Raw genomic sequence first — 23,990 nt, 5'->3', positions numbered from 1 at the left:
CGCCAGCCGCCGGCAATGCAACGGATGCTGCAGTTGATGCAGATGAGCTGGCAGCCTGGTTGCGTCTGGAGCAGACAGCCGGTGTCGGCGCGGAAACTGCGCGCCGGCTGCTGGTGGCCTTCGGCCTGCCGGCCAACATCTTTTCCTGTTCCTTCTCCGCCCTGCACAAGGTAGTGCCCGAACGCATTGCCTACGCCTTGCTGGCGGCGCCATCGGATGCCGTCCAGGCGCTGATAGAGCGCACCCAGGAATGGTTGCAACAGCCGGGAAACCGGCTGTTCACGCTAGCCGACAGCGCCTATCCGCAAGCCCTGCTGGACATTTCCGATCCACCGCTGATGCTGTACGTGAAGGGCCGCGCCGAACTGCTGGAGCGGCCGGCCATGGCGGTGGTCGGTAGCCGCAACGCTACGGTGCAGGGCGTCGCCAATGCCGACCGCTTTGCCGAAATCCTCAGCCAGCGCGGCCTTACCGTCATCTCCGGCATGGCCTTGGGGATAGACGCCGCCGCCCACCAGGGCGCTTTGCGCGGCGCCGCCGGCAATCCCGAGGGCGGCAGCACGGTGGCGGTGATCGGCACCGGCGCTGACATCGTCTACCCGGCGCGCAATCGCGGGCTGGCGCACCAGATTGCCGAGGCCGGCTGCATCGTCAGCGAATACCCGCTGGGCATGCCTGGCGTCGCCGCCAACTTTCCGCGCCGCAACCGCATCATTTCCGGCCTGGCGCGCGGCGTGCTGGTAGTCGAGGCGGCGGCCCAGTCCGGTTCGCTGATCACCGCCAGGATGGCGGCCGAGCAGGGACGGGACGTGTTCGCGATCCCCGGCTCGATCCATTCGCCGCTGTCGAAAGGTTGCCACCAGCTGATCAAGCAGGGCGCCAAGCTGGTGGAGTCGGCCCAGGATATCCTGGAGGAACTGGGCAGTTTACAGGCAGCAGTGGCAACCCCAGCGCAACCCGCGGCGATGCCCAGCGCCGCGCCGGCTGACAGCGGCGGTCAGGAGCTGCTTGCCATACTCGGGTATGATCCGGTCGGTTTCGACGTTCTGGCGGCGCGCAGCGGCAGCGATGCGGCGAGCCTGGGCGGACGGTTGCTGGAGCTGGAGCTGGCGGGGCTGATAGAGGCTTTGCCCGGCGCAATTTACCGCCGCATCGGCTGATACAAGCCTGGCGCGAGGAGGATGATATTTTGCCATTTCGGGCGGTCCGGCATAAATCTGCGATACTAATATACGTATACTGTTGGCTGAAACGGCTTTATTGCCCTGCGTTTTTGCGCTTACCCTTGTACTTTGCTTGTCTTACCCTTACCTTAGCGATACAGTAGAACCATGTTTGAAGTCCTTGTTTATCTGTATGAAACTTATTATCGGCCCGATGCCTGCCCTGAACCGGAGGCTTTGGTCAAGAAGCTGTCGGCGATCGGCTTTGAAGAAGAAGAGATAGCCAAGGCGCTCGGCTGGCTGACGGATCTGGCGGAAACCAACCACGAGTTCGCCGATAAATATCCGCAGCAAACCGCTTTTTCTTTTGGCATCCGTATTTACGCCCAGCAAGAGATTGATGTACTGGGCATTCCTGCGATCGGCTTCATCCAGTTCCTGGAATCGGCCAAGATGCTCAACCCGGTGCAACGCGAGATTGTCATTGAGCGTGCGCTGACCGTCAGCGAGACCCCGGTCCCGCTCGACAAACTCAAGGTGATCGTATTGATGGTGCTATGGAGCCAGGGCAAGGAGCCGGACGGCCTGATGTTCGACGAGCTGTTTCTCGACGAAGACGACGATCCTGAGCCGCGCCAGCTGCATTAAACACGACGTTCACCTGCTGCATGCTGGCCAGACCGAGGTCTTGCTGCTTGCGATTTTTCCAACAACCCGCTTATCATTGGCCGCATTATGCGGCGCCGGCCGTGAAGTTTGCTGCGATGTTTGCTGCGATGTTTGCTGATATATTACGGGTGATTTCCCGCTGGCAACTAAATTTCCGGATTGACGCTTGCGAGCCAAAGCAAAAACATGCGCTGAAATAATGCGCGCTACTTTCGAGACGACACTATGAGCAAGACCCTCATCATTGCTGAGAAACCTTCTGTCGCGAACGACATCGCGAAGACGCTCGGCGGCTTCACCAAGCACGATGAGTACTTTGAATCCGACGAATACGTCCTTTCCTCGGCGGTCGGCCACCTGCTGGAAATCGCGGTTCCTGAAGAATACGACGTCAAGCGCGGCAAATGGACCTTCACCCACCTGCCGATGATCCCGCCGCATTTTGCGCTGAACCCGATCGCCAAGACCGAGTCGCGCCTCAAGGTGCTCAACAAGCTGATCAAGCGCAAGGATGTCACCGCCCTGATCAACGCCTGCGACGCCGGGCGTGAAGGCGAGCTGATTTTCCGCCTGATCGCGCAATATACGAAAGCCAAGCAGCCGGTCAAGCGGCTGTGGCTGCAATCGATGACGCCGGGCGCGATACGCGACGGCTTCACCCACCTGCGCGAGGACAAGGACATGTTGCCGCTGGCCGATGCCGCCCGCTGTCGCAGCGAAGCGGACTGGCTGATCGGCATCAACGGCACGCGTGCAATGACCGCCTTCAATTCGAAAGAAGGCGGTTTCTATTTGACCACCGTCGGCCGGGTGCAGACGCCGACGCTGTCGATCGTGGTCGAACGCGAAGAGAAGATCAAGAAGTTCGTGCCGCGCGATTTCTGGGAAGTGCGCGCAGAATTCGTGTGCGCCGCCGGCATCTATGAAGGCCGCTGGCTCGACACTGCCCACAAGAAGGACGAGAACGATCCGGAAAAGCGCGCCGAGCGCCTGTGGAGCAAAGCCGCGGCCGAATCGATCGTGGCCGCCTGCCGCGGCAAGATGGGTGCAGTGCGGGAAGAATCGAAGCCGACTACCTCGATGGCGCCGGCGCTGTTCGACCTGACCAGTCTGCAGCGCGAAGCCAACTCGCGTTTCGGTTTTTCCGCCAAGAACACCCTCGGCCTGGCGCAGGCGTTGTACGAAAAGCACAAGGTGCTGACTTATCCGCGTACCGATTCGCGCCACCTGCCGGAAGATTACCTGAGCACCGTCAAGCAGGCGCTGGAAACGGTGTCGGAGAACAACAACTACCAGCAGTTCGCGGCGCAGATCCTGAACAAAGGCTGGGTCAAGCCGAACAAGCGCATCTTCGACAACACCAAGATCAGCGATCACTTTGCGATCATCCCGACCACGCAGGCGCCGAAGAACCTGTCGGAGCCGGAACAGAAGCTGTACGACCTGGTGACGCGCCGTTTCATGGCCGTGTTTTTCCCGGCCGCCGAGTTCCAGGTCACCACCCGCTACACCGAAGTGTCCGGCCATCAGTTCAAGACTGAAGGCAAGGTCATGACGAATCCGGGCTGGCTGGCGATCTACGGCAAGGAAGCCGCGGATGAAAAAGATCCGGAAAACAGCGGTACGCTGGTTGCAGTGGCCAAGGACGAGAAGGTCAAGACCGACAAGATCACCGCCAACGGCCTGGTCACCAAACCGCCGGCGCGCTACACCGAAGCGACCTTGCTGTCGGCGATGGAAGGCGCGGGCAAGCTGCTGGACGACGGCGAGCTGCGCGAAGCGATGGCCGGCAAGGGCCTCGGTACACCGGCCACGCGTGCTGCCACCATCGAAGGTTTGCTGTACGAAAAATACCTGTTGCGCGAAGGTCGGGAAATGATGCCGACCGCCAAGGCGTTCCAGCTGATGACCTTGCTGCATGGCCTCGGCGTCGATGAGCTGACCGAACCCGAGCTGACCGGCGAATGGGAACACAAGCTGTCGCAGATCGAGCGCGGCACCATCAGCCGTGAAGAGTTCATGCGTGAAATCGCGCAGCTGACCCAGATCATCGTCAAGCGCGCCAAGGAATACGATAACGACACCATCCCGGGCGATTATGCGACCCTGCTGGCGCCGTGTCCGAACTGCGGCAGTGTGGTCAAGGAAAACTATCGCCGCTTCGCCTGCACCAAATGCGAATTCTCGATGAGCAAGACGCCGGGCAGCCGCCAGTTCGAGATTTCTGAAGTCGAAGAGTTGCTGACCAAGCGCACCATCGGACCGCTGCAAGGATTCCGCTCGAAGATGGGGCGTCCGTTTGCCGCGATCCTGAAAATCAGCCGCGACGAAGAGATCAAGAACTACAAGCTGGAATTCGATTTTGGCCAGAACGACGATGAAGGCGAAGACGGCGAGGGTGTCGATTTCACCGGCCAGACCGCGCTGGGCCCATGCCCGAAATGCGGCAACGGCGTCTACGAAATGGGCCTGGCCTATGTCTGCGAAAAGGCGGTAGCGAAACCGAAGGCTTGCGATTTCCGCAGCGGTCGCATCATCCTGCAGCAGGAAATCCTGCCGGAGCAAATGGTCAAGCTGCTCAACGACGGCAAGACCGATCTGTTGCCTGGTTTCATTTCGCAGCGTACGCGCCGTCCGTTCAAGGCCTTCCTGGTCAAGGGCAAGGATGGCAAGGTCAGCTTCGAGTTCGAAGAACGCAAAGCCAAGGCGCCGCCGAAGGGCAAGGCGAAAGCTGCGGCCGTCGAAGGTGAAGAGGATGAGGTGACCGCGGTGGCGAAGAAGCCGGCGGCCAAAAAACCGACGGTGAAAAAGGCAGCGGTAAAAAAGGCGGCGCCCAAAAGGGTGGTCGCCAAGCGCAAGGCTGCATAAAGCCTGATCCGCACCAGAAAAAGCCGCTCGCTGAGCGGCTTTTTTATTGGCGCCGGAATGGCCTGGATCACTGGCTTGGTGATTTTGCCGTGCCACGCTTTGGCCGTGCTTCGGCTACACTTGCTTATCGTTTTCGCTCACCGGATATTGCCATGTCTCTGGATCATCCTGCCGTCGCCCGCGCCGTGGTGCGTCAACTGGAAGCCTCGCGCATCCGCGAGGTCGCCAATGTCGGCATGGGGCGCGACGATGTCTTGCCGTTCTGGTTCGGCGAGCCGGACCAGGTGACGCCGGAGTTCATCCGCGATGCGGCCAAGGCCGGGCTGGACGACGGCGATACCTTCTATACCCACAACTATGGCATCCCGCCGCTGCGCGCGGCGATCGCCGCCTATCTGTCCGCCTTGCACCAGCCTATCGATGCCAGCCGGATCGCGGTTACTTCGTCCGGCGTATCGGCGCTGATGGTGTTGTCGCAGCTGATCATCAATCCCGGAGACCGCGTGGTGGCGGTGACGCCGCTGTGGCCGAATGTCGCCGAGATCCCGAAAATCCTCGGCGGCGACGTTGTGCGGGTGGCGCTGCAGTTCGGCCAGACCTGGGAACTCGATTTGCAGCTGCTGCTGGACGCCCTGACTCCGGGCACCCGCGCCGTCCTGCTGAATTCGCCCAACAATCCGACCGGCTGGGTCATGCCGCGCGAACAGCAGGAAATCGTGCTGGCGCATTGCCGCCGGCACGGTATCTGGATTGTCGCCGACGATGTCTATGAACGGCTGGTATACACCGAGCGGGCCGACGCGCCGCAGTGCGCGCCGTCCTTCCTGGATATCGCAGATGCCGATGACCGGCTGATTTCTTCCAACAGCTTTTCCAAGTCCTGGCTGATGACCGGCTGGCGACTGGGCTGGCTGGTGGCGCCGCCGACCTTGATGACGGACATCGGCAAGCTGATCGAGTACAACACTTCCTGCGCGCCCGGCTTTGTGCAGCGCGCCGGCGTCGTTGCCATCGAGCGCGGCGACGAAATCATCGGCAGCACGGTGGCCCGTTATCGCGCGGCGCGCGATTTCCTGTACCAGCGCCTGAACGCCTTGCCGGGAATTACCGCGCCGCGGCCTAAAGGTGCGATGTACCTGTTCTTCCGCGTCGACGGCGTCGACGACAGCCTGGCGCTGTGCAAGCAGCTGGTGCGCGACGCCGGCCTCGGCCTGGCGCCCGGCAATGCCTTCGGCCCGGAAGGCGAAGGCTGCGTGCGCTGGTGTTTCGCCAGTTCGCTGGAGCGCCTGGAAGATGGCGTGCAGCGGCTGGAGCGTTTTCTTCTGGCCTGATCCGGCGACTGTTTCATCGGCCGGAATCGCCTGTCCGGCCGCCTCCCCGATAATCCAATTGCTGTTTTGGCAAGCAGAGCAACGGCCTTGTTTTTTTGCGGGATCTGGTGCTATCATCGAAGCGCGCAAACGTTTGCGCATTCAAAATGGCGGCATGCCGATCCGACGGACCTGCTGCTCAACAACAAATTTCAGGAGACTTTTGATGAATACCCGTATCCGCCTCAAGCTGATTGCCGCCACCATCCTGGTCTGCGCCTTGCCGTCTTTGCCAGCCATGGCGCAGACCGCCGCCAAACCGAAGGTTGCACTGGTGATGAAGTCGCTCGCCAATGAATTTTTCCTGACCATGGAAAACGGCGCCAAGGAACACCAGAAGGCGCACGCAGCGCAATATGACCTGATCGCCAATGGCATCAAGGACGAAACCGATACCTCCAACCAGATCAAGATCGTCGAACAGATGATCGTTTCCAAGGTCAACGGCCTGGTGATCGCTCCCGCCGACTCCAAGGCGCTGGTGCCTGTCATCAAGAAGGCGATCGACGCCGGCATCATCGTGGTCAATATCGACAACAAGCTGGATGATGCAGCACTCAAGGAAAAAGGCATTACAGTGCCGTTCGTCGGTCCGGATAACCGCCTGGGCGCCAAGCTGGTCGGCGACTATCTTGCCAAGCAGATCAAAACTGGCGACAAGGTTGGCATCATTGAAGGCGTCTCGACAACCTTCAATGCACAACAACGCACGCTGGGCTTCCAGGATGCCATGAAGACCGCCGGCGCCAATGTGGTTGCCGTGCAGTCCGGCCAATGGGAAATGGCACCGGGCAACCAGATCGCCGCCGCCATGCTGAATGCGCATCCGGACATCAAGGCATTGTTGGCCGGTAACGACAACATGGCCCTGGGCGCGGTCGCTGCGGTCAAGGCTGCCGGCAAGACCGGCAAGGTGCTGGTGGTCGGCTACGACAACATCAACGCCATCAAGCCGATGCTGAAAGACGGCCGCGTCCTGGCAACCGCCGACCAGTTCGCTTCGCAGCAAGCGGTGTTCGGCATCGAGACGGTATTGAAGGCGATTACCGACAAGAAAGCCCAGAACACCCTCGGCGGCACTGTTGAAACCAAGGTCGCGCTGGTGACCAAAGACAGCAAGTAATCAACCTGCATGCGGGGCAAGGGAATACTTTGCCTTGCTCCGCCAAGCATAACTGCAGCTGTCACTGCTGGAGTACAGAATGTCCAATGAATCCATGGCGGCGGCGCGTTCCGACGGGCGCGCCGCTGCATCCGCAGTTCCCTTGTTAAGTCTGAGCGGCATCGGCAAGACCTATGTCGAACCGGTCTTGAGCGATGTCACGATCAGTATCAGTCCGGGCCAGATCCTGGCGCTGACCGGCGAAAACGGCGCCGGCAAAAGCACGTTGTCGAAAATCGTCTGCGGCCTGGTCGACGCCACCACTGGCGGCATGCAGCTCGACGGCCAGCCGTACCGGCCAGGTTCGCGCAAGGAAGCCGAACATCTCGGCATCCGCATGGTGATGCAGGAACTGAACCTGATCCCGACCCTGAGCATCGCCGAAAACCTGTATTTTAACCAGCTGCCGCACCGCTTCGGCTGGATCGACAAAGCCAGGCTGGCGGAGGACACGCGGATCCAGATGGCGGCGGTAGGGTTGACCGATCTCGATCCCTGGACGCCGGTCGGCGAACTGGGCGTGGGCCACCAGCAGATGGTGGAAATCGCCCGCAACCTGATCGGCAGCTGCCGTTTGCTGGTGCTGGACGAACCGACCGCGATGCTGACCAACCGCGAAGTCGAGCTGCTGTTCACGCAGATTGCGCGGCTGCAGTCGGAAGGCGTCGCCATCATCTATATCTCGCATCGGCTGGAAGAGCTGAAGCGCGTGGCCGACCGTATCGCGGTGCTGCGCGACGGCCAGCTGGTGTGCGACGACGCCATCGGCGGCTACAGCACCGAAGCGCTGGTGCAACTGATGGTCGGCCGCGCCGCCGAAGCCGAGCTCGATCTTGGCCATCGCACTATCGGCGCACCCTTGCTGCGCGTGCGCAATATCGGACGCGGCAAGGTGGTTGCGCCTACTTCATTCGATCTGCGCGCCGGCGAAATCCTTGGCGTCGCCGGCCTGATCGGCTCCGGCCGTACCGAATTGCTGCGCCTGATTTTCGGCGCCGATCGTGCCGACCAGGGCGAGGTATTCATCGGCGATCAAACCCAGGCGGCCAAAATTTCATCGCCGAAAGACGCCATCGCCGCCGGCATTGCCATGATCACCGAAGACCGCAAGAGCCAGGGTTTGCTGCTGCCGCAATCGATAGGCCTTAACACCACGCTGGCCAAACTGTCCGCCGTCAGCAAGCTCGGCGTGCTCGACCAGCAGGCCGAAGCCGCAGTTGCCGACGACTATATCAAGCGCTTGCGGATCCGCTCGCGCAACGGCTTGCAAGCAGCGGGAGAACTTTCCGGCGGCAACCAGCAGAAGGTGGTGATTGCGCGCTGGCTGTACCGCGATTGCCCGATCATGCTGTTCGACGAACCGACCCGCGGCATCGACATCGGCGCCAAGTTCGATATCTACAAGCTGCTGGCCGAGCTGTCGCGCCAAGGCAAGGGACTGTTGATCGTATCGAGCGACCTGCGCGAACTGATGCTGATCTGTGACCGCATCGCGGTGATGAGCGCCGGCAAGCTGGTCGACACCTTCGAACGCGGCCAGTGGAGCCAGGAGACGATCCTGGCGGCGGCGTTCAGCGGTTACGTGAACGGCAATGGCTACGACAGCGCTCCCGCAGACACATCCACCGCGCAAGCTGCCTGAAGCCCCCAACTTTTTTCGAAAATCATGACAACACACTCTTTTACCCGAAGCATGTCCGGCCTGAAGAATTACCTGGGCCTGATCGGTGCGCTGCTGGCGATGTGCATACTGTTTTCCATCCTGAGCGAGAACTTCCTTACCGCGGCCACCTTTACCACTTTGTCTAACGACATTCCGACGCTGGTGGTGATGGCGGTCGGCATGACCTTCGTGCTGATCATCGGCGGCATCGACCTGTCGGTCGGTTCGGTGATGGCGCTGGCGGCTTCGGTGCTGTCGATGGCGATGGTGCGCTGGGGCTGGCCGCTGTTTGCGGCCGCCACGCTGGGCGTGCTGGTGGCCAGCTTGTGCGGCATGCTGACCGGCCTGATTTCGGTCGGCTGGCGGATTCCTTCGTTCATCGTTTCGCTGGGCGTGCTGGAAATGGCGCGCGGCCTGGCTTACCAGGTCACCAATTCGCGTACCGAGTATATCGGCAGCGCGGTCGACGGCATCAGCTCACCGATCCTGTTCGGCATGTCGCCGGCTTTCCTGTCCGCCATCCTGATCGTGGTCGTCGGCCACCTGGTATTGACCAAGACCGTGCTCGGACGCCACTGGATCGGCATCGGCACCAACGAAGAAGCGGTGCGCCTGTCCGGCATCAATCCGCGTCCCAGCAAGGTGCTGGTGTTTGCGCTGATGGGTTTGCTGGCCGGCGTCGGCGCCTTGTTCCAGGTATCGCGGCTGGAAGCGGCCGATCCGAACGGCGGCGTCGGCATGGAGCTGCAAGTGATTGCGGCTGTCGTGATCGGCGGCACCAGCCTGATGGGCGGACGCGGGTCGGTGGTCAGCACGTTCATCGGCGTACTGATCATCTCGGTGCTGGAAGCCGGCCTGGCGCAGGTCGGCGTCAGCGAGCCGATGAAACGCATCATCACCGGGCTGGTGATTGTTGCAGCGGTGGTGCTGGATACCTATCGCCGCCGCGGCGAACGTTCCACGCATTAAACTAGCGTCCCGTAACTGGACATTGAGCTGACATCGAGCAAATAATATGGCAACCATCAAGGATGTAGCGCGCACGGCCGGGGTGTCGTACACCACGGTTTCGCACGTCCTGAACCAGACCCGGCCCGTCAGCGCCGACGCCCGGGCGCGGGTGCTGGCGGCGGTAGAGGCCATGGCCTACGTGCCGAGCGCCCTGGCGCGTTCTTTGAAAAGCAAGGCTACCGGCAGTATCGGCCTGATCATCCCGAACAATACCAACCCGTATTTTTCGGAAGTGGCGCGCGGCATCGAAGACAGCTGTTATACCGCCGGCTACAGCGTCATCCTGTGCAATTCGGACGACGATCCGGCCAAGCAGCGCGATTACCTCAACGTGCTGCTGACCAAACGCTGCGACGGCCTGATCGTGGCCACGCTGGCGCAGACAGACGGCGAACTGCTGCGCAAGATGAAGGTGCCGACCGTGCTGCTGGACCGGGCGCCGAAAGACATGGCGATCGACCTGGTGGCGGTCGACAACGCCGCCGGCGGCGCATTGGCGGCCGCGCACTTGCTGAGCCTGGGGCGGCGCCGCATCGCCTGCATCGGCGGCCCGCAAGACATCGCTATTTCGCGCGAGCGGATCGGCGGCTTGCGCCAGACATTGCTGGCGGCCGGCGTTACGCTGCCGGAGCCGTTGCTGGCTTATGCCGATTTCACCAGCGCGGGTGGTTACCTGGCGGCGCGCAGCCTGCTGGCGCGTTTTGCATCTGTACCTTCGCAAGCCCCGGATGCGATTTTCTGCTGCAACGACCTGATGGCGATAGGCGCCTTGCGTGCTGCGGCGGAATTTGGCATTGCGGTGCCGGAGGCGTTGGCGGTGGTCGGTTTCGACGATATCGACCTGGCGCAGTTCGTCCATCCGACCTTGACCAGCGTGGCGCAGAATACGCGCCGGCTCGGGCAGCTCACCGCCGAATGCCTGCTGCAGCGGATCGCCACGCCCGACCGTCCTTTGCAGCGGCTGTCGATTGCGCCTGAACTGCATATACGCGGCTCGACCGTGGTGTCGTGACCGCACGAATTTTACTCATTCCTTTTCAGCAGCCCTTATTTTCAAGAACACACAATGATCGTCATCATCGGCAGTATCAATATGGACCTGGTGCTCAACGTGCCGCGCATGCCGCTCCCCGGCGAAACCTTGTCGGGCGGGCGTTTCCAGACCATCTCGGGCGGCAAGGGCGCAAACCAGGCGGTCGCTTGCGCGCGTCTCAGCGACGATAGCGTGAAAGTGGCGATGGTTGCCTGCCTCGGCGACGACGCTTTCGGTACGGAACTGCGGGCTGCCTTGCGCAACGACGGCATCGACGACAGCCATATCAGTACGATAGCAGGAGAAGCTTCGGGCGTGGCTTCGATCCTGGTCGACGCCGGCGGCCAGAACAGCATCGTGCTGGCCGCCGGCGCCAATGACGCGTTGAGCCCGGCACATATCGATGCCGCGCGCAGCCTGATCGAACAGGCGCGTATCGTCGTGCTGCAGCTGGAAACGCCGCTGGCGACAGTGATCCATGCGATCAAGCTGGCGCATCAGCTGGGCAAGACCGTGGTGCTTAATCCAGCACCTGCGCCGGCACCGGCGCAAGCCTTGCCGGCCGCTTTGCTGGCGCAGGTGGATTATCTGATCCCGAATGAAATCGAGGCAGCCATGCTGGCCGGCCTGAGCGCCGCCAGTTTGGATAACGATGCCGCCATCGAGGCAGCAGTCGCAAAATTGCGCGCCGATGGCAGCAGCAATGTGCTGGTCACGCTGGGTGAGAAGGGTGTCTATGCGGCGCTGTCGTCCGGCTCGGTCCATTTTGCCGCGCAGCAGACCAAGGCGGTCGACACCACCGCCGCCGGCGACACCTTCATTGGCGGTTTTGTCGCCGCGCTGGCCGAAGGCCGCAGCGAAGCCGACGCCATCGCTTTTGGCCAGCGCGCGGCTGCCCTGAGCGTGGCGCGCATCGGCGCGCAAACCTCGATTCCCTATCGCCGTGAATTGGAAGCTTGAGATGAAAAAAAGCCCATTGCTGAATATCGCCCTGTCGCAACTGATCGCATCGCTGGGCCATGGCGAAAGCATAGTGATCGGCGATGCCGGCTTGCCGGTGCCGCCCGGCGTGCCGCTGATCGACCTGGCGCTGACGCGCGGCGTACCCGGCTTCATGGATACCTTGCAAACGATAATGACGGAGATGCAGGTGGAGCACCATGTGCTGGCCGACGAACTGCCGTTGCACAGCCCGCAGCTGGCGCAGCAGATCGAAGCGCTCGGCCTGGTCGACAAGCGCACTTTGCCGCATGCCGATTTCAAGCGCATGACGCATAGCGCGAAAGCCGTTATCCGCACCGGCGAGTTCACGCCGTACGCCAACATCATCCTGGTTGCCGGCGTGGTATTTTGATAATATTTCGGCCGCAAATCTGACAAGCCGCTCGTGGCAGGTACAATAAAGCCATGAATATCTCATTGCCCGAACTGGAACAAGCCATCAATTACTGGCGTCTGCAACGGCCTGCGGTAGGGGAAGAATGCGCACTGTCGCCTGAGGTGAATGCGCTCGCCAACGTATATGCCCTGATGATCATCAACCATAGCAGCAGCGTGGCGCTGGCCTCCATGGACAGCGTGGCGCAGCAGCTGATCGGCGCCTGGCGCCAGCACATGCTGGATCTCAGCGCCACCGCCAGATCAGTGGGCTAAGTGTGGACTAAATAGCGCGCCTGGCGTTTTGGGGCGGCCGCAGCATCGGGTTTTGCCATGAGCTTGGGCAGGTCGGCCGGTTTGGCGGGTTTGCCCGCATAGTCCGTGCTGAGCACGGCATTGACCGCACTTTCCGCCATCCCCTGCAAATGCAGCCACTGGCCGACCAGGCCTGCCAGGCGGTCCAGCGCGATCCGGTGGGTGGCGTCGGTCTTGCCGTATAGCCAGTCCGAAAACGCCATGAAGCTGGCGAACGGAGCATCGTCCAGCAAGATCGGCAGCGTGTGCGCGAAGCGTCCTGAATTGGCGACCAGGTCCCAGTAACGGGAAAACCGCTGCAAGCGCTGCATGGTGGGGAAGTCGATCAGGCTGGTGGCGAGGATGGTGTAGGGCGGATGCGGATCGAAGATCAGGCCGTAAGGTTCGGTATGGCGGATGATCGGCGTGCCGCGCAGGCGTTTCAGGATGCCGAACTGGATTTCATGCGGCTGCAGCGCCACCAGGCGGTCGAAACCGCGGGCGAAGCTGGCGACATCTTCGCCCGGCAGCCCGGCGATCAGGTCAACGTGCAGATGCGCCTGCGATTGCTGGATCAGCCAGCGGATGTTTTCCGCCGCCTTCTCGTTATTCTGCTTGCGGCTCACCAGCGCCTGCACTTCGGGATTGAAACTCTGGATGCCGATTTCGAACTGCAGCGCGCCAGGTGGAAATTGCGCAATCGACTCCTTCAAGGCATCCGGCAAATGATCGGGCACCAGCTCGAAGTGGGCAAACACCGGATCGTCAGGATTGGCAGCCAGCTTGTCGAGGAAGAACTGCAAGATCTTCAGGCTGGTCTTGACGTTCAGGTTGAAGGTGCGGTCGACGAATTTGAACAGCCGCGCGCCGCGCGCATGCAGCGACTCCATCTCGGCCAGGAAATTATCGAGTGCAAACGGCCATGCCGTCTTGTCCAGCGCCGACAGGCAGAATTCGCATTTGAACGGACAGCCGCGCGACGCTTCCACATACAAGGTGCGGTGAGCGATGTCATGGTCGCTGTACAAGCCATACGGCAGGACGATATCCGCCATGGGCGGCTGCACCCCGACATGCACTTTCATCAGCGGCTTCGGGCCATGCAGGATCTGCCGGCACAGCTGCGGCAGGGTAACGTCGCCCCAGCCGGTGACCAGGTAATCGGCGAGCTGGACGATCTGCTGCTCGGCTGATTCGTAAGACACTTCCGGTCCGCCCAGCACAATCACCATATCGGGCGCCACCCGTTTCAGCATCGCCACCACCTTGGTGGTTTCCTCGATATTCCAGATATACACGCCGAAGCCGACGATGGTGGTGCCCGTTTCGGCTTTATGCGCCAGCAGCTTTTCGACGATGTCGGTGGTCTTGGCGCCGATGACGAATTCATGCAGCTGCGTGGCCTCGCGCAGATCTCCCATGTTCGCCTGCAGATAGCGCAGCCCAAGTGAAGCGTGGGAATAACGCGCGTTGAGCGTGGACAGCAGGATGGTCATGGCGGGCTAACGAAAGGATTGGCGGCAGGAACTGCAGAATGCGCCATTTTACGCCTGTGAACCCGCGCGGCCCAGTTTTAGGGAGTTTGCCAAATTGACATGATTGGCCTTGTTCGTGAATATCAAGATAAACCCAAGATAAACCGCCATAAACAACACGACATTAGTTTGCAACTAATTTCCAGTTGCAATTATCGAGGAAGGACAGGATAATCAAATGACTCAAGCCGATAAATTGCGCAACCGGGCTGCTGCCGTCCCTGCAGACTCTACATGGCAAGAACTGGTCAGCCTGCTCAATGGGTACGGGTTTGTCGAGTTTTCTGACAAGGGCGGCTCTTATCGATGTTTTAAAACCGCGGCGGGCCTCAAGATCTTTGTGCATAAGCCCCATCCAGGCAATATCGTGAAAAGATATTTATTGATAAAGGTAAACGGCAAGCTGAAAGAGTACGGTTTGACGAATCCCAGCGAGGAATGAAATGAGCGACAAAATACTCAGCTATAAAAGTTATTCAGGTTCGATCGAGGTCAGCATCGAGGATGGCTGCCTGCACGGCGAGATATTGTTCATCAATGATCTTGTCGGCTACGAAGCGGAAAACGTCAGGGAGCTGCAAACGGCATTTGCAGAAGCGGTGGATTTTTATCTGGACAAGTGCCGGCGCGATGGCCTGGAACCGGACAAGCCCTGCAGCGGCACGTTCAACGTGCGTCTGACGCCTGAACTGCATCGCAACGCCAGCCTGGCGGCGGCAAGGAAAGGGCAGTCCCTGAACGATTTCGTGAAAGAATGCGTAAGCGACGGCGTGTCGGCAACGGCTGGCAAAGATCCTGGCTCCACGCCAGGCCGTGGCCACCTGCGTCCAGTGCCCGCCAAGCCCCAGCGCAGCGCCAGGTAAGGAAAATTTCCAACGCCGGCAGGGCCGCCGCGCCATTACGACCGTGGCGTCGATGAGTGGATAGGCATCAAGCTGGATGTGGGCCACGTGACGACCTTCCCTTTATTAATTACATAATTTTTTAGATAAGCAAACATCATGGCGCAATACATTGTGGTCGGCCTGGAATTTGGCGTAGTGTTGTTGGTAGGGCTGGCGATTTACATGATCAGGAAAAAATAGATCGTGCAGATATGAAAAAGGCTGGCGCATTGCGCCAGCCCTCGTTGCGCACCAAAGGCCTTATTTGTAATCGGCGCGGTCCAGCAATTGCCGGATTTGATGACATAAGGGACGTACCGTCGCCTTCTGCTGCGATCGGTTAATATGATTGCTCTTCCCTACACAAGATGGGCGTCAAATGAGCAATGCAACCACTTCCAAAGCACGGATCCGTACTAAAACCAAAGCCGAGTCGGTCACCCCGCGCGTGGCGCTGGTATTGCAGGGCGGCGGCGCGCTGGGTGCTTATCAGGCCGGGGTCTACCATGCGATGCACGAGAATGGCCTGACTCCGGACTGGGTGGTGGGAACCTCGATCGGCGCCATCAACGCCGCGATCATCGCCGGCAATGAGCGCGACATGCGGCTATCGCGCCTGAAGGAATTCTGGGAACAGGTCGGCCACGGCGACTTGACGGATCTGAGCAAAGTGCCGGATGCCATGCGCCAGTTCAACACCTGGTGGACCACGACCGATGTCACCACCCGCGGCGTGCCGGGATTTTTCTCTCCGCGTTCGCTGAATCCTTTCATGGTGGGTATGCCTGTACAGGCGGAACAAGCCAGTTTCTACGACACCACGCCGCTGGCTGAGACGCTCGCGCGGCTGGTCGATTTCGACTACCTGAACAGTCCCGGCGGCATGCGCCTGACCGTCAGTGCCATGCGCGTGGCTTGCGGCAGCCTGGTCAATTTCGATTCCCAGGAACGGAAGATCGGCGTCGAACACATCATGGCCAGCGGCGCCTTGCCACCCGGCTTTGCACCGGTGCGCATCGACGGCGACCTGTACTGGGACGGCGGCCTGTATTCGAATACGCCGCTGGAAGTGGTGCTGGACGACGAATCCAAGACCGACGTCGACGGCAACACCCTGTGCGTGATGGTCGATTTGTGGAACGCCGACGGTCCCGAGCCGACTACCCTGGACCAGATCACCAATCGCCAGAAAGACGTGACCTTCGCCTCCCGTTCGGAACGCCATATCGAAAACTACTTGCGCATGTATCAATTGCGGCGCGCCGCGCAAGCGCTGTACGACAAGCTGCCGCCGGCGCTGCGCAGCAAATCCGACCTCAAGGAATTCAAGGGCTTACACGACAACAGCACGATCCACATCGTGCGCCTGCGCTACAGCGGCCATGACTGGAACATGCCGTCCAAGGACATCAATTTTTCGCGCGGCTCGATCGAGTGGCGCTGGGAACAAGGTTACGCCGACGCCATGCAGGCCGCCGAGCGCGTCAAGGCTAACGGCGACACCTTCGGCGATTCCGACGCTGGCCTGGTGGTGCATGAACTGGTCCTGCCGCCGGTGAGTTGATGGCGCCTGCTTCCGTGCTGCGGCGGTTGACGCTGGTGCTGTTGTCGGCCGGCATGATGGTCGGCGCCGCCGCTGCGGGACTGGACAGCGAGCAATGCGTGCTGCTCAAGCAACATGTGCTGCAGCCTGGCGCGCCGGTCGATTGCCCGCAACTGCAGGTAGTCCGTTTCTCGTATCTCGACTTTGACCAGGTGCGCCACGACGACGGCGAGATCATGGTCATGGCGGCGGTCGCGCCGCAGGTCAAAGCGCTGTTCGACGAACTGCTCAAGCGCCGTTTCCCGCTTGCACAGGCCCGCCTGATGGAGCATTATCAAGGCAACGACGACGCCTCGATGGCGGACAATAACACCTCCGCCTTCAACGACAGGCCGATCACCGGCGGCGGAGCGGCATCCTTGCATGCCTATGGTTTGGCGATCGATATCAATCCTTTGCAAAACCCGTATGTGCGGCGCGATGCGCAAGGCCGGCTGGTTTACAGTCCGCCGGCCGGGCAGGCTTTCGGCGAGCGCATCGCCAGCAGGGCGGGAAGCAGCGAACAAGTTGTGGAACTATTCGCGCAACATGGTTTTCTCACTTGGGGTGGGGATTGGAAAAAGCCCATCGATTACCAGCATTTCCAGGTCAGCCGCAAGCTGGCCGAACGGCTGGCCAGGCTGCCGGCGCCGCAGGCGCGCCAGCTGTTTGAAAGCACGGTGGTCGCTTACCGTGCCTGCCGTACCGGCCATGGCGGCAAGCCGAAAGACAGGAAGGTTTGCGCTGCCGCGGCGGGCTAGGACTGTTAGGTTTGGCAGGGGGCAGATTCACATTTTGCTTGTAGAATGTGTAATATTGCCATGTTGATAGCAAAAGATGATTTGTTCACACAGGAGAAGGCCATGTTTTCGTTTCATGAACAGTTTGCCGCAGCAACCAAAGCGCATTTCGAAGCCCAGTTGGCATTGCTCAATACCCTGACTACAAAAACCTTCGAGGGTGTTGAAAAGGTCATCGAACTTAACATCAGCGCGGCCAAGGCCTCGCTGGAAGAATCCGGCGGCGCCGCCAAGCAATTGCTGAGCGCCAAGGATCCGCAGGAATTCCTCAACATCTCGGCGGCCCAGGCCAAGCCGGGCGCCGAAAAAGCCGCGGCTTACGGCCGCCACCTGGCCAGCATCGCCTCCGGCACCCAGGCTGAGTACACACGTGCGGCAGAAGCGCAGGTGGAGGAAACCAGCCGCCGCATCAACGCCTTGATCGAAGAAGTCAGCAAGAACGCGCCTGCCGGTTCGGAAAACGCGATCGCTATCTTGAAATCGGTGATCAGCAACGCCAATGCCGGTTATGAGCAGCTGACCAAGAACGCCAAGCAGGCAGTCGAAACCCTGGAAGCCAACCTGAACAATGCCGGCGCGCAGCTGACCAAGGCCGCTGCGCCGCGCAGCAAGAAGTAAGTGCTCGCTTACTGACTCAGCAAAGGCCGCGGATGCGGCCTTTTTTCATATCGGCAGATCGCGGTCCCAAGCCGGCACTTCACCGAATTGCTGCGCCAGGAAATCGACGAAGGTGCGCACCTTGGCTGACAGGTGCTGGCGGCTCGGATACACCGCGTGCACCGCCAGCGCATCGCCGTGGTAATCGGTGAGGATCGGCCGCAGGCGGCCGTCGCGGATGGCATCGCCTATGATGAACGTCGGCTGCCGGATTACGCCCATGCCGGCCAATGCCGCCGCCATCAGCAGGTCGCCGTTGTTGCAATGCAGGCCGCCGCCTACGCGCACGGTATGGACCTTGCCGTCGCGCTGCAGGCGCCATTCATTGTCCGGCAGCGTATAGGCATAGGTCAGGCAGGTATGCCGCGCCAGGTCGTCGGGATGCTGCGGCATGCCGTGTCGTTCCAGGTAGGCCGGGGCGGCGCAGGTCAGCACATGGGCCTTGGCCAGCTTGCGCATCACCAGGCTGGAGTTTTGCAGCTTGCCGATGCGGATCGCCAGGTCGAAACCTTCTTCGACCAGGTCGACAATGCGGTCGGACAAGGTCACGTCCAGTTTCACATTCGGATAACGCTGCGCATATAGCGGCAGCAGCCGGCCCAGATGGTTGACGGAGAAGGATACCGGCGCATTGATGCGCAGCACGCCGCTCGGGTTGGCGGCATGCATGCCGGCCGCCAGCGTGGCTTGTTCGAGATCGGCCAGCACTTGTTTGCAGCGCTCCAGGTAGGCGCTGCCGGTATCGGTCAGGCTGAGGCGGCGCGTGCTGCGGTTCAGCAGGCGTGCGCCCAGGTATTGCTCGAGGTCGGCGATATGCCGCGTCACCGACGGATTGGACAGGTTCAGGACCCGCGCCGCACCCGACAGGCTACCGGTTTCAGTCACTTTGACAAACACCTTCATCGCTTCGAACAGATTCATCGCAATGCCTTATTGTTTTGGAATTCGAAAATAGTATTTCAATAAAACATGATTTTTCTTTTCATTGCAAGAATATATAGTCGAACACGATCCATAAACTCCCTTGGCTTTTAACTATTTATTGTGAAAGTAACATCATGAACAACCCAAGCACCTACGCCGCCGCGCTGCTCAGGCTCACCTTGGGCATCGCGCTGCTGGCTCATGCCTACCTGAAGGTTTTTGTCTTCACCTTGCCGGGCGCAGCCGCTTTTTTCGCCAGCCAGGGTTTTCCGGCGTGGTCGGTATATCCTGTGGTGGCGGTCGAAGTGCTGACCGGGATCGCCATGGTGCTGGGCCTGCAGGCCCGGATTGCCGCGGTAATTTCGCTGCCGGTGCTGCTGGGCGCCTTGTCGGTGCACGCCGGCAACGGCTGGGTGTTCACCAGCCCCAACGGCGGCTGGGAATATCCGGCGTTCATGGTGGTTGCTGCAATTTCGGTAGCTTTGCTGGGCAACGGCGCATTTGCGCTGGGCAGCGGCAAAGCCGGTAAATAAACTTCTGGAAGAGATCAAGATGAGCACGATTGCCACCCGCATGCCGGCGATTTTCTTCGGCCACGGCAGCCCGATGAATGCGCTGGAAGATAACCGCTACACCGCAGCCTGGGCTGCGCTTGGGGCCAGCGCAGCGCAGTTGAAACCGAAGGCGATCCTGTCGGTGTCGGCGCACTGGTACACGCGCGGCACCGGCGTTACCGCCATGGCGCAGCCGCAGACCATCCACGATTTCGGCGGTTTCCCGCAGGCGCTGTTTGATGTGCGTTATCCGGCCCCGGGCGATCCGCAGCTGGCGGCGCAGGTGCGCGATCTGCTGGCGCCGGTGGCGGTCGCCATGGATCATTCATGGGGACTGGACCACGGCACCTGGTCGGTGCTGGTCAAGGCCTTTCCCAAGGCCGATGTACCGGTGATCCAGCTGAGCATCGACGCCACCCAGCCGGCGCAGTTTCACTTCGACCTGGGACGCAAGCTTGCCGTATTGCGCGAACAGGGCGTGCTGATCGTCGGCAGCGGCGACGTGGTGCACAACCTGCGCTTGATGAACCGCAGCCAGGATGCGCCGGTGCATGGCTGGGCCCAGCGCTTCAACGACCACATACGCGCAAGCCTGGTAAGCGGCGACATGCAGGCGCTGATCGACTATGCCGACCAGGGCCAGGACGCGCAGTTGTCGGTGCCTACGCCGGAGCATTACCTGCCGTTGCTGTACATTGCCGGCGCCAGGCAGGACGGCGAGGCGATTTCGATTGCTGTGGACGGCATCGACATCGGCTCGGTCAGCATGCTGACCGCCGTGGTCGGCGCTGCCTAAGCTTGAACCGGATTATTCTTTGCCCTTGACCGGCTTGGGATAATCCTTCATCACGTCGATAGGCTGGGCGTAAGCCGAATTCCATGTCTGCTGGTGCAGATCGCCGATCCGTTTTGCCATCTTTTCGTTGCGCAGCACGATTTCCAGGTTGCGCGACAGGTCTAGGTAGCCGCCGCTCCAGTTGCTGGTGCCTATCCATGCCACCTGGCCATCGATCTCCATGGTCTTGCTATGGATTACCCGGGCGAACGGAATGAAGCCGGTGCTGGCCTGCGGCAGCGTGACGATCCTGATTTCCATGCCGGGCAGCAGCGCCAGGCTTTTCAGGTAAGCGATCGCCGGTTTTTCGGTATTCCAGTTCGACACCATCAGCTTGACCTTGACGCCGCGCGCCAGCGCAGCGCGGATCGCATTGTCGATCACCGCGTAATAAGGCCGGGTGTGATTCGGCCCGTAGCTCAGTGGCGCGTAGTCGAGCAGCTGTATCCGTACCTCGGACCTGGCGGCCGCCAGCAGTTTCGGCAATTCGGTTTCAGAGTCGCCGACGCCGGGCGGATTGAACGCGTTCGGACTGGCTACCAGGAATGTCGCCTGCTGGTCATTGGCGCTCACTACGCCCTGGTTCAGCCTTGGCACTTCTTTTCCTTGCGCGATCAACTCCTGCGCATGCCAGTCATGTTCGAAGATATGTTGCAGCTGGCCGACCACCACGGCGTCGGTAATGCGCAAGCCCGTCTCATGGATGTGGGCAAATGAGCGCCAGTCGAAATTCTGGCTGCCGACATAGGCGCTGCTGCCGTCGACCACCATGTATTTGGCGTGGATGATGCCGTTGCCGGTCAGCTTGGAATAATCGAGATAGCGGAATTCCAGGTTGGGAATCTGCCTGAGCCGTTCGATGGTCGGCATGTCGGAAGCGAACTTGCCTTTCTCTTCCATCAGGAAACGAATCTTGACGCCGCGCGCGCCGGCCGCGGCGAGCCGCGCTATCACCTGCTCGAACGCCGCGCCAGGCTGGCTGGCGACATAGAATTGACCGAGCACGATCTGCTGTTTCGCGCCATCGAACATTTCGCTCCAGACCTGCAGCGGTTCCCGCAGGTCGGGTGTCGCCAGCGCGGTTTCAAGCGGAACGGTATGCACCAGCTCGTAGCCGGGGATGCCGAATTCGGCGTGGGCGCTGCCGGCGCAGCCGAGCAGGATAGTTATCGTGGCGATCAGTTTGCGCATGGGCGGTTCCGAGAGGTTTTCAGTTGAGATCAGTGCACGCGCACGATGCGCCCGGCTGCTTGCGCACTGCCGGCCGGATGCCCGTCGCGTTCGCTGGCGATCAGGTAATGGCTCAGCGCATCCAGGTCGTTGATGCCGGTATCGACCCGGTCGGCGCCTTGCGTCAGCAAGCTGAAGCCGTCGCCGCCCTGGGCAATGAAGCTGTTGACGCTGAGCCGGTACTGTCCCTGCGGGCTCAGAGTGACGCCGTTCAGCTTGACGCTGCCGGGCACGACGCGCTGTCCCAACGGTCGCCTGGCGTCCCAGCGGTAACTCAGGCCGTGCGAGACTTGCAGCATGATGCGTCCGCCCGGACGATCCTGCTCCAGCCAGCTCTGCTGCTCCAGCAAGGCCAGCAGCTGGCTGCCGCTGAGCGACAGCAGAATCAGCGTATTGCCATAGGGCGTGGTGGCGGCGACCTGGGCGTAGTTGCTGCCGCCTGCGCCGCTGTCCAGGCTTTCGCGCAGGCTCTTGTGGTTGGTCATGGCGATTTGCGCGCCCAGCTTGCGGGTTGCCGCCAGCTGGGAATCGGCGGCGACGTCGCCCAGCGGCGATTCGCCGGCATCGTTGAGCTTGTTGTCGATGCGCGCTGCCGCGATGCGTGCAATCGGCTGCGCCAGCACCAGGTCGCTGCGCGCTTTCAGCGTTTGCAGGAAAACCGACAAGGCTGGATCGGGCGCAAAGCGCCGCTGGTCCATCAATACGTTCCGGGCCTCGATGGCAGTGATCTTGCCTTGCAGGTCGGCGATGCGCGGATCGATGGTGAGCCTGATCCGGGTCAGCATGTGGCCGAAGGACTCGCCTTGCGTCACTGTGCGGCCGTCGACCCGGCAGGTATAGCCGTTATGGCTGCATGCCGCCATGTCGAACGGCTCCGGGGTTTCGCCGCCCTGGTGGATCAGGACTACGATGGCGCTGACGCCCTGTGCCTTGATCTCGGGCACCCAGCGGTTGATGGCGTCGGCTTCGTCGATGAAATCGACGTTGTTTATGCCGTCGGCGGACACCATTTTTTCCGTGGCGCGCACCACCGCGCCGACGAACGCGATCTTGATGCCGCGCACCTGTTCGATCCGGTAGGGAGCCAGCAGCGGGCGGCCAGTGGTCTTGTCGATGACGTTGGCCGCCAGATAAGAAAATCCGGCGCCTGGAAAATGATCGTCGAACTGGCATGCCTTGTCTGGCCGGTTCGATTTGCAGCCGCCATGCTGGTAGCGCAGCAGCTCGGCGCTGCCCTGGTCGAATTCATGGTTGCCCACCGAACTGACGCGCAGGCCAAGCTGGTTGAGTGCGCTGATGGTCGGTTCGTCGGCCCAGATCGAGGACAGGGCGGGGCTGGCGCCGATCAGGTCGCCGGCGCCGACCAGCAGCAGCTGCGGATCTTCTGCGCGCCAGGCGTTGAGCGCGCCGCCTATGGTGTCTATGCCGCCGACCCTGAACCTGTGCGGCACGGCTTCCGCGGTGCTGGCATAGCTCCTGGTTTCGGCTTCCAGGTGGCCGTGCAAGTCATTGACGGCGACCAGGTTGATTTCCAGCGGCGCAGCCGGTTGCAGGCTACTACACGCGCCCAGGAATGCAGCCGCCATGCAGCACAACAGGATGGTCCGGACTACAGGTTTTGCACGCATGTGTTTCAAGCAGTCCTCGATTCTATCCGCTTCCATCCCGTCTATCAGGCGAGATGCAATTTTCCCGCTTCCGCCAGCGCCGCGGCCTTTGTATCGTGGCCAGCAACGCGGCCGACGCAGGCGCGCAGCATCAGCACTTTCAAATGATCGTTGATGCGCTCTATCCGTTCCTGGAACATATTAAAGAAAAACATGCCAACCACCGCAATGCCGATGCCCAGTGCCGTTGCATACAGGGCGGTGCCTATGCCTTGCGACACCTGGCCCGGATCGGACACGCCGGACACCGCCAGCGCCTTGAAAGTATCGATGATACCCAAAATCGTGCCGAGCAGGCCGAGCAGGGGAGCGGCGGTGACGATGGTGTCGAGGATCCACAGCCGGTGCTGCACTTCGCCGCGGTTGGCGATGTAGACCGACTCGCTGAAATCCTGCAGGTCTTTTTCACTGGTCAGCTGGTGCTTTTCCGCCAGGATGTCGGATACCAGCGTCAGCGGCAGGCTGGCGCGCGATGTCAACGCGGCAGGCAATTCCTGCACATGCTGCACGGCGTGGGTCATGGCCTTTTCCAGGCCGATCGCCTGGCGCAGCGTGTAGTTGAAAAACAGCCCGCGTTCGACAATCACGAATATCGCCAAGGCAGCACAGGCGTACATCAGGTAGAAAGCGAGCTCGTGGAATAATTGCATGTTCATGTTGACCTCTCTGCGCACGAATGCACTTTTGTTGCAGCGGCGACCTCTGCTTCAAA

General features: G+C 61.0%; 23 protein-coding genes. 18 read left to right on the top strand and 5 right to left on the bottom strand.

Annotated elements, in window-relative coordinates; all coding sequences use genetic code 11:
* The first annotated feature begins 47 nt into the window (after positions 1-47).
* The 11 genes from dprA to CFU_RS21315 all read left to right on the top strand — a co-directional run bounded on the left by dprA (position 48) and on the right by CFU_RS21315 (position 12,592).
* Positions 48-1,160 (top strand): DNA-processing protein DprA, encoded by a 1,113-nt coding sequence (gene dprA / locus CFU_RS21365; protein WP_050808772.1) that lies wholly within the window; start codon positions 48-50, stop codon positions 1,158-1,160.
* Between the two features lie 171 nt (positions 1,161-1,331).
* Positions 1,332-1,811 carry a DUF494 family protein gene (locus CFU_RS21360; RefSeq protein ID WP_014008079.1) on the top strand — a complete coding sequence of 160 codons (480 nt, stop codon included), beginning with the start codon at positions 1,332-1,334 and terminating at the stop codon, positions 1,809-1,811.
* 246 nt (positions 1,812-2,057) lie between these two features.
* Complete coding sequence (locus tag CFU_RS21355; RefSeq protein ID WP_014008078.1) at positions 2,058-4,700, top strand: DNA topoisomerase III; 2,643 nt, start codon at positions 2,058-2,060, stop codon at positions 4,698-4,700.
* A gap of 152 nt (positions 4,701-4,852) precedes the next feature.
* Complete coding sequence (locus CFU_RS21350) at positions 4,853-6,031, top strand: pyridoxal phosphate-dependent aminotransferase (RefSeq protein WP_041742631.1); 1,179 nt, start codon at positions 4,853-4,855, stop codon at positions 6,029-6,031.
* Between the two features lie 205 nt (positions 6,032-6,236).
* The gene (locus CFU_RS21345) at positions 6,237-7,193 is read left to right on the top strand and encodes a sugar ABC transporter substrate-binding protein (RefSeq protein ID WP_041742629.1); all 957 of its coding nucleotides are present in this window, start codon (positions 6,237-6,239) and stop codon (positions 7,191-7,193) included.
* Between the two features lie 79 nt (positions 7,194-7,272).
* Positions 7,273-8,874: a sugar ABC transporter ATP-binding protein gene (locus tag CFU_RS21340; RefSeq protein WP_014008075.1), complete on the top strand. Its 1,602-nt coding sequence runs from the start codon at positions 7,273-7,275 to the stop codon at positions 8,872-8,874.
* 24 nt (positions 8,875-8,898) lie between these two features.
* Positions 8,899-9,864 (top strand): ABC transporter permease, encoded by a 966-nt coding sequence (locus CFU_RS21335; RefSeq protein WP_014008074.1) that lies wholly within the window; start codon positions 8,899-8,901, stop codon positions 9,862-9,864.
* A gap of 46 nt (positions 9,865-9,910) precedes the next feature.
* Positions 9,911-10,918: a LacI family DNA-binding transcriptional regulator gene (locus CFU_RS21330; protein WP_014008073.1), complete on the top strand. Its 1,008-nt coding sequence runs from the start codon at positions 9,911-9,913 to the stop codon at positions 10,916-10,918.
* A gap of 54 nt (positions 10,919-10,972) precedes the next feature.
* Positions 10,973-11,899: a ribokinase gene (rbsK, locus tag CFU_RS21325; protein ID WP_014008072.1), complete on the top strand. Its 927-nt coding sequence runs from the start codon at positions 10,973-10,975 to the stop codon at positions 11,897-11,899.
* A gap of 1 nt (position 11,900) precedes the next feature.
* On the top strand, positions 11,901-12,293 hold the full coding sequence (gene rbsD / locus CFU_RS21320; RefSeq protein ID WP_041742627.1) for a D-ribose pyranase: 393 nt from the start codon (positions 11,901-11,903) through the stop codon (positions 12,291-12,293).
* Positions 12,294-12,346: 53 nt separating this feature from the next.
* Positions 12,347-12,592, top strand: a complete 246-nt coding sequence (locus CFU_RS21315) for a DUF3717 domain-containing protein (RefSeq protein ID WP_014008070.1) — start codon at positions 12,347-12,349, stop codon at positions 12,590-12,592.
* Here CFU_RS21315 and CFU_RS21310 read toward each other — a convergent pair.
* The gene (locus CFU_RS21310; RefSeq protein ID WP_014008069.1) at positions 12,589-14,106 is read right to left on the bottom strand and encodes a B12-binding domain-containing radical SAM protein; all 1,518 of its coding nucleotides are present in this window, start codon (positions 14,104-14,106) and stop codon (positions 12,589-12,591) included. The two genes, CFU_RS21315 and CFU_RS21310, sit on opposite strands and share 4 nt — an antisense overlap.
* 217 nt (positions 14,107-14,323) lie before the next feature.
* Between CFU_RS21310 and CFU_RS21305 the strand changes: the two genes are divergently transcribed.
* From CFU_RS21305 to phaP, 5 genes are all read left to right on the top strand, one after another.
* Positions 14,324-14,587, top strand: a complete 264-nt coding sequence (locus CFU_RS21305) for a type II toxin-antitoxin system HicA family toxin (RefSeq protein ID WP_041742625.1) — start codon at positions 14,324-14,326, stop codon at positions 14,585-14,587.
* A gap of 1 nt (position 14,588) precedes the next feature.
* Positions 14,589-15,008 (top strand): type II toxin-antitoxin system HicB family antitoxin, encoded by a 420-nt coding sequence (locus CFU_RS21300; RefSeq protein ID WP_014008068.1) that lies wholly within the window; start codon positions 14,589-14,591, stop codon positions 15,006-15,008.
* A 400-nt stretch (positions 15,009-15,408) separates the two neighbouring features.
* Entirely contained in the window at positions 15,409-16,593 is a 1,185-nt protein-coding gene (locus CFU_RS21295; protein WP_041742623.1) for a patatin-like phospholipase family protein, read from the top strand.
* A complete protein-coding gene (locus tag CFU_RS21290; RefSeq protein WP_238531356.1) occupies positions 16,593-17,372 on the top strand; it encodes a M15 family metallopeptidase in 780 nt (259 codons plus the stop codon). Before CFU_RS21295 ends, CFU_RS21290 begins: the two co-directional genes overlap by 1 nt.
* 102 nt (positions 17,373-17,474) lie before the next feature.
* Positions 17,475-18,029, top strand: a complete 555-nt coding sequence (phaP, locus tag CFU_RS21285) for a TIGR01841 family phasin (protein ID WP_041742620.1) — start codon at positions 17,475-17,477, stop codon at positions 18,027-18,029.
* A 45-nt stretch (positions 18,030-18,074) separates the two neighbouring features.
* On the opposite strand, the gene CFU_RS21280 is transcribed toward phaP, so the two are convergent.
* A complete protein-coding gene (locus CFU_RS21280) occupies positions 18,075-18,989 on the bottom strand; it encodes a LysR family transcriptional regulator (protein ID WP_014008064.1) in 915 nt (304 codons plus the stop codon).
* 137 nt (positions 18,990-19,126) lie between these two features.
* Here CFU_RS21280 and CFU_RS21275 point away from each other — a divergent pair, with 137 nt between their 5' ends.
* Both CFU_RS21275 and ygiD read left to right on the top strand, forming a co-directional pair.
* Complete coding sequence (locus CFU_RS21275) at positions 19,127-19,525, top strand: DoxX family protein (RefSeq protein ID WP_014008063.1); 399 nt, start codon at positions 19,127-19,129, stop codon at positions 19,523-19,525.
* A gap of 19 nt (positions 19,526-19,544) precedes the next feature.
* Entirely contained in the window at positions 19,545-20,342 is a 798-nt protein-coding gene (gene ygiD, locus CFU_RS21270; RefSeq protein ID WP_190275191.1) for a 4,5-DOPA dioxygenase extradiol, read from the top strand.
* A 12-nt stretch (positions 20,343-20,354) separates the two neighbouring features.
* Here ygiD and CFU_RS21265 read toward each other — a convergent pair whose 3' ends face one another.
* The 3 genes from CFU_RS21265 to CFU_RS21255 are packed head-to-tail and all read right to left on the bottom strand — an operon-like array spanning position 20,355 to position 23,934.
* On the bottom strand, positions 20,355-21,572 hold the full coding sequence (locus tag CFU_RS21265; RefSeq protein ID WP_014008061.1) for a phospholipase D-like domain-containing protein: 1,218 nt from the start codon (positions 21,570-21,572) through the stop codon (positions 20,355-20,357).
* A gap of 29 nt (positions 21,573-21,601) precedes the next feature.
* A complete protein-coding gene (locus CFU_RS21260) occupies positions 21,602-23,239 on the bottom strand; it encodes a bifunctional metallophosphatase/5'-nucleotidase (protein WP_041742618.1) in 1,638 nt (545 codons plus the stop codon).
* A 44-nt stretch (positions 23,240-23,283) separates the two neighbouring features.
* Entirely contained in the window at positions 23,284-23,934 is a 651-nt protein-coding gene (locus CFU_RS21255) for a MotA/TolQ/ExbB proton channel family protein (RefSeq protein WP_041742616.1), read from the bottom strand.
* Between the last annotated feature and the right edge of the window lie 56 nt (positions 23,935-23,990).

The sequence above is a fragment of the Collimonas fungivorans Ter331 genome, from assembly GCF_000221045.1.
Lineage (GTDB): Bacteria > Pseudomonadota > Gammaproteobacteria > Burkholderiales > Burkholderiaceae_D > Collimonas > Collimonas fungivorans_A.
This window is presented reverse-complemented; position numbering and strand designations above follow the sequence as displayed.

Bases quoted from the DNA above. Each gene is read 5' to 3' on its own strand.
- CFU_RS21360 (WP_014008079.1), top strand. From the start codon at position 1,332: ATGTTTGAAGTCCTTGTTTATCTGTATGAAACTTATTATCGGCCCGAT.
- CFU_RS21355 (WP_014008078.1), top strand. From the start codon at position 2,058: ATGAGCAAGACCCTCATCATTGCTGAGAAACCTTCTGTCGCGAACGAC.
- CFU_RS21350 (WP_041742631.1), top strand. From the start codon at position 4,853: ATGTCTCTGGATCATCCTGCCGTCGCCCGCGCCGTGGTGCGTCAACTG.
- CFU_RS21345 (WP_041742629.1), top strand. From the start codon at position 6,237: ATGAATACCCGTATCCGCCTCAAGCTGATTGCCGCCACCATCCTGGTC.
- CFU_RS21340 (WP_014008075.1), top strand. From the start codon at position 7,273: ATGTCCAATGAATCCATGGCGGCGGCGCGTTCCGACGGGCGCGCCGCT.
- CFU_RS21335 (WP_014008074.1), top strand. From the start codon at position 8,899: ATGACAACACACTCTTTTACCCGAAGCATGTCCGGCCTGAAGAATTAC.
- CFU_RS21330 (WP_014008073.1), top strand. From the start codon at position 9,911: ATGGCAACCATCAAGGATGTAGCGCGCACGGCCGGGGTGTCGTACACC.
- rbsK (WP_014008072.1), top strand. From the start codon at position 10,973: ATGATCGTCATCATCGGCAGTATCAATATGGACCTGGTGCTCAACGTG.
- rbsD (WP_041742627.1), top strand. From the start codon at position 11,901: ATGAAAAAAAGCCCATTGCTGAATATCGCCCTGTCGCAACTGATCGCA.
- CFU_RS21315 (WP_014008070.1), top strand. From the start codon at position 12,347: ATGAATATCTCATTGCCCGAACTGGAACAAGCCATCAATTACTGGCGT.
- CFU_RS21310 (WP_014008069.1), bottom strand. From the start codon at position 14,106: ATGACCATCCTGCTGTCCACGCTCAACGCGCGTTATTCCCACGCTTCA.
- CFU_RS21305 (WP_041742625.1), top strand. From the start codon at position 14,324: ATGACTCAAGCCGATAAATTGCGCAACCGGGCTGCTGCCGTCCCTGCA.
- CFU_RS21300 (WP_014008068.1), top strand. From the start codon at position 14,589: ATGAGCGACAAAATACTCAGCTATAAAAGTTATTCAGGTTCGATCGAG.
- CFU_RS21295 (WP_041742623.1), top strand. From the start codon at position 15,409: ATGAGCAATGCAACCACTTCCAAAGCACGGATCCGTACTAAAACCAAA.
- CFU_RS21290 (WP_238531356.1), top strand. From the start codon at position 16,593: ATGGCGCCTGCTTCCGTGCTGCGGCGGTTGACGCTGGTGCTGTTGTCG.
- phaP (WP_041742620.1), top strand. From the start codon at position 17,475: ATGTTTTCGTTTCATGAACAGTTTGCCGCAGCAACCAAAGCGCATTTC.
- CFU_RS21280 (WP_014008064.1), bottom strand. From the start codon at position 18,989: ATGAATCTGTTCGAAGCGATGAAGGTGTTTGTCAAAGTGACTGAAACC.
- CFU_RS21275 (WP_014008063.1), top strand. From the start codon at position 19,127: ATGAACAACCCAAGCACCTACGCCGCCGCGCTGCTCAGGCTCACCTTG.
- ygiD (WP_190275191.1), top strand. From the start codon at position 19,545: ATGAGCACGATTGCCACCCGCATGCCGGCGATTTTCTTCGGCCACGGC.
- CFU_RS21265 (WP_014008061.1), bottom strand. From the start codon at position 21,572: ATGCGCAAACTGATCGCCACGATAACTATCCTGCTCGGCTGCGCCGGC.
- CFU_RS21260 (WP_041742618.1), bottom strand. From the start codon at position 23,239: ATGCGTGCAAAACCTGTAGTCCGGACCATCCTGTTGTGCTGCATGGCG.
- CFU_RS21255 (WP_041742616.1), bottom strand. From the start codon at position 23,934: ATGAACATGCAATTATTCCACGAGCTCGCTTTCTACCTGATGTACGCC.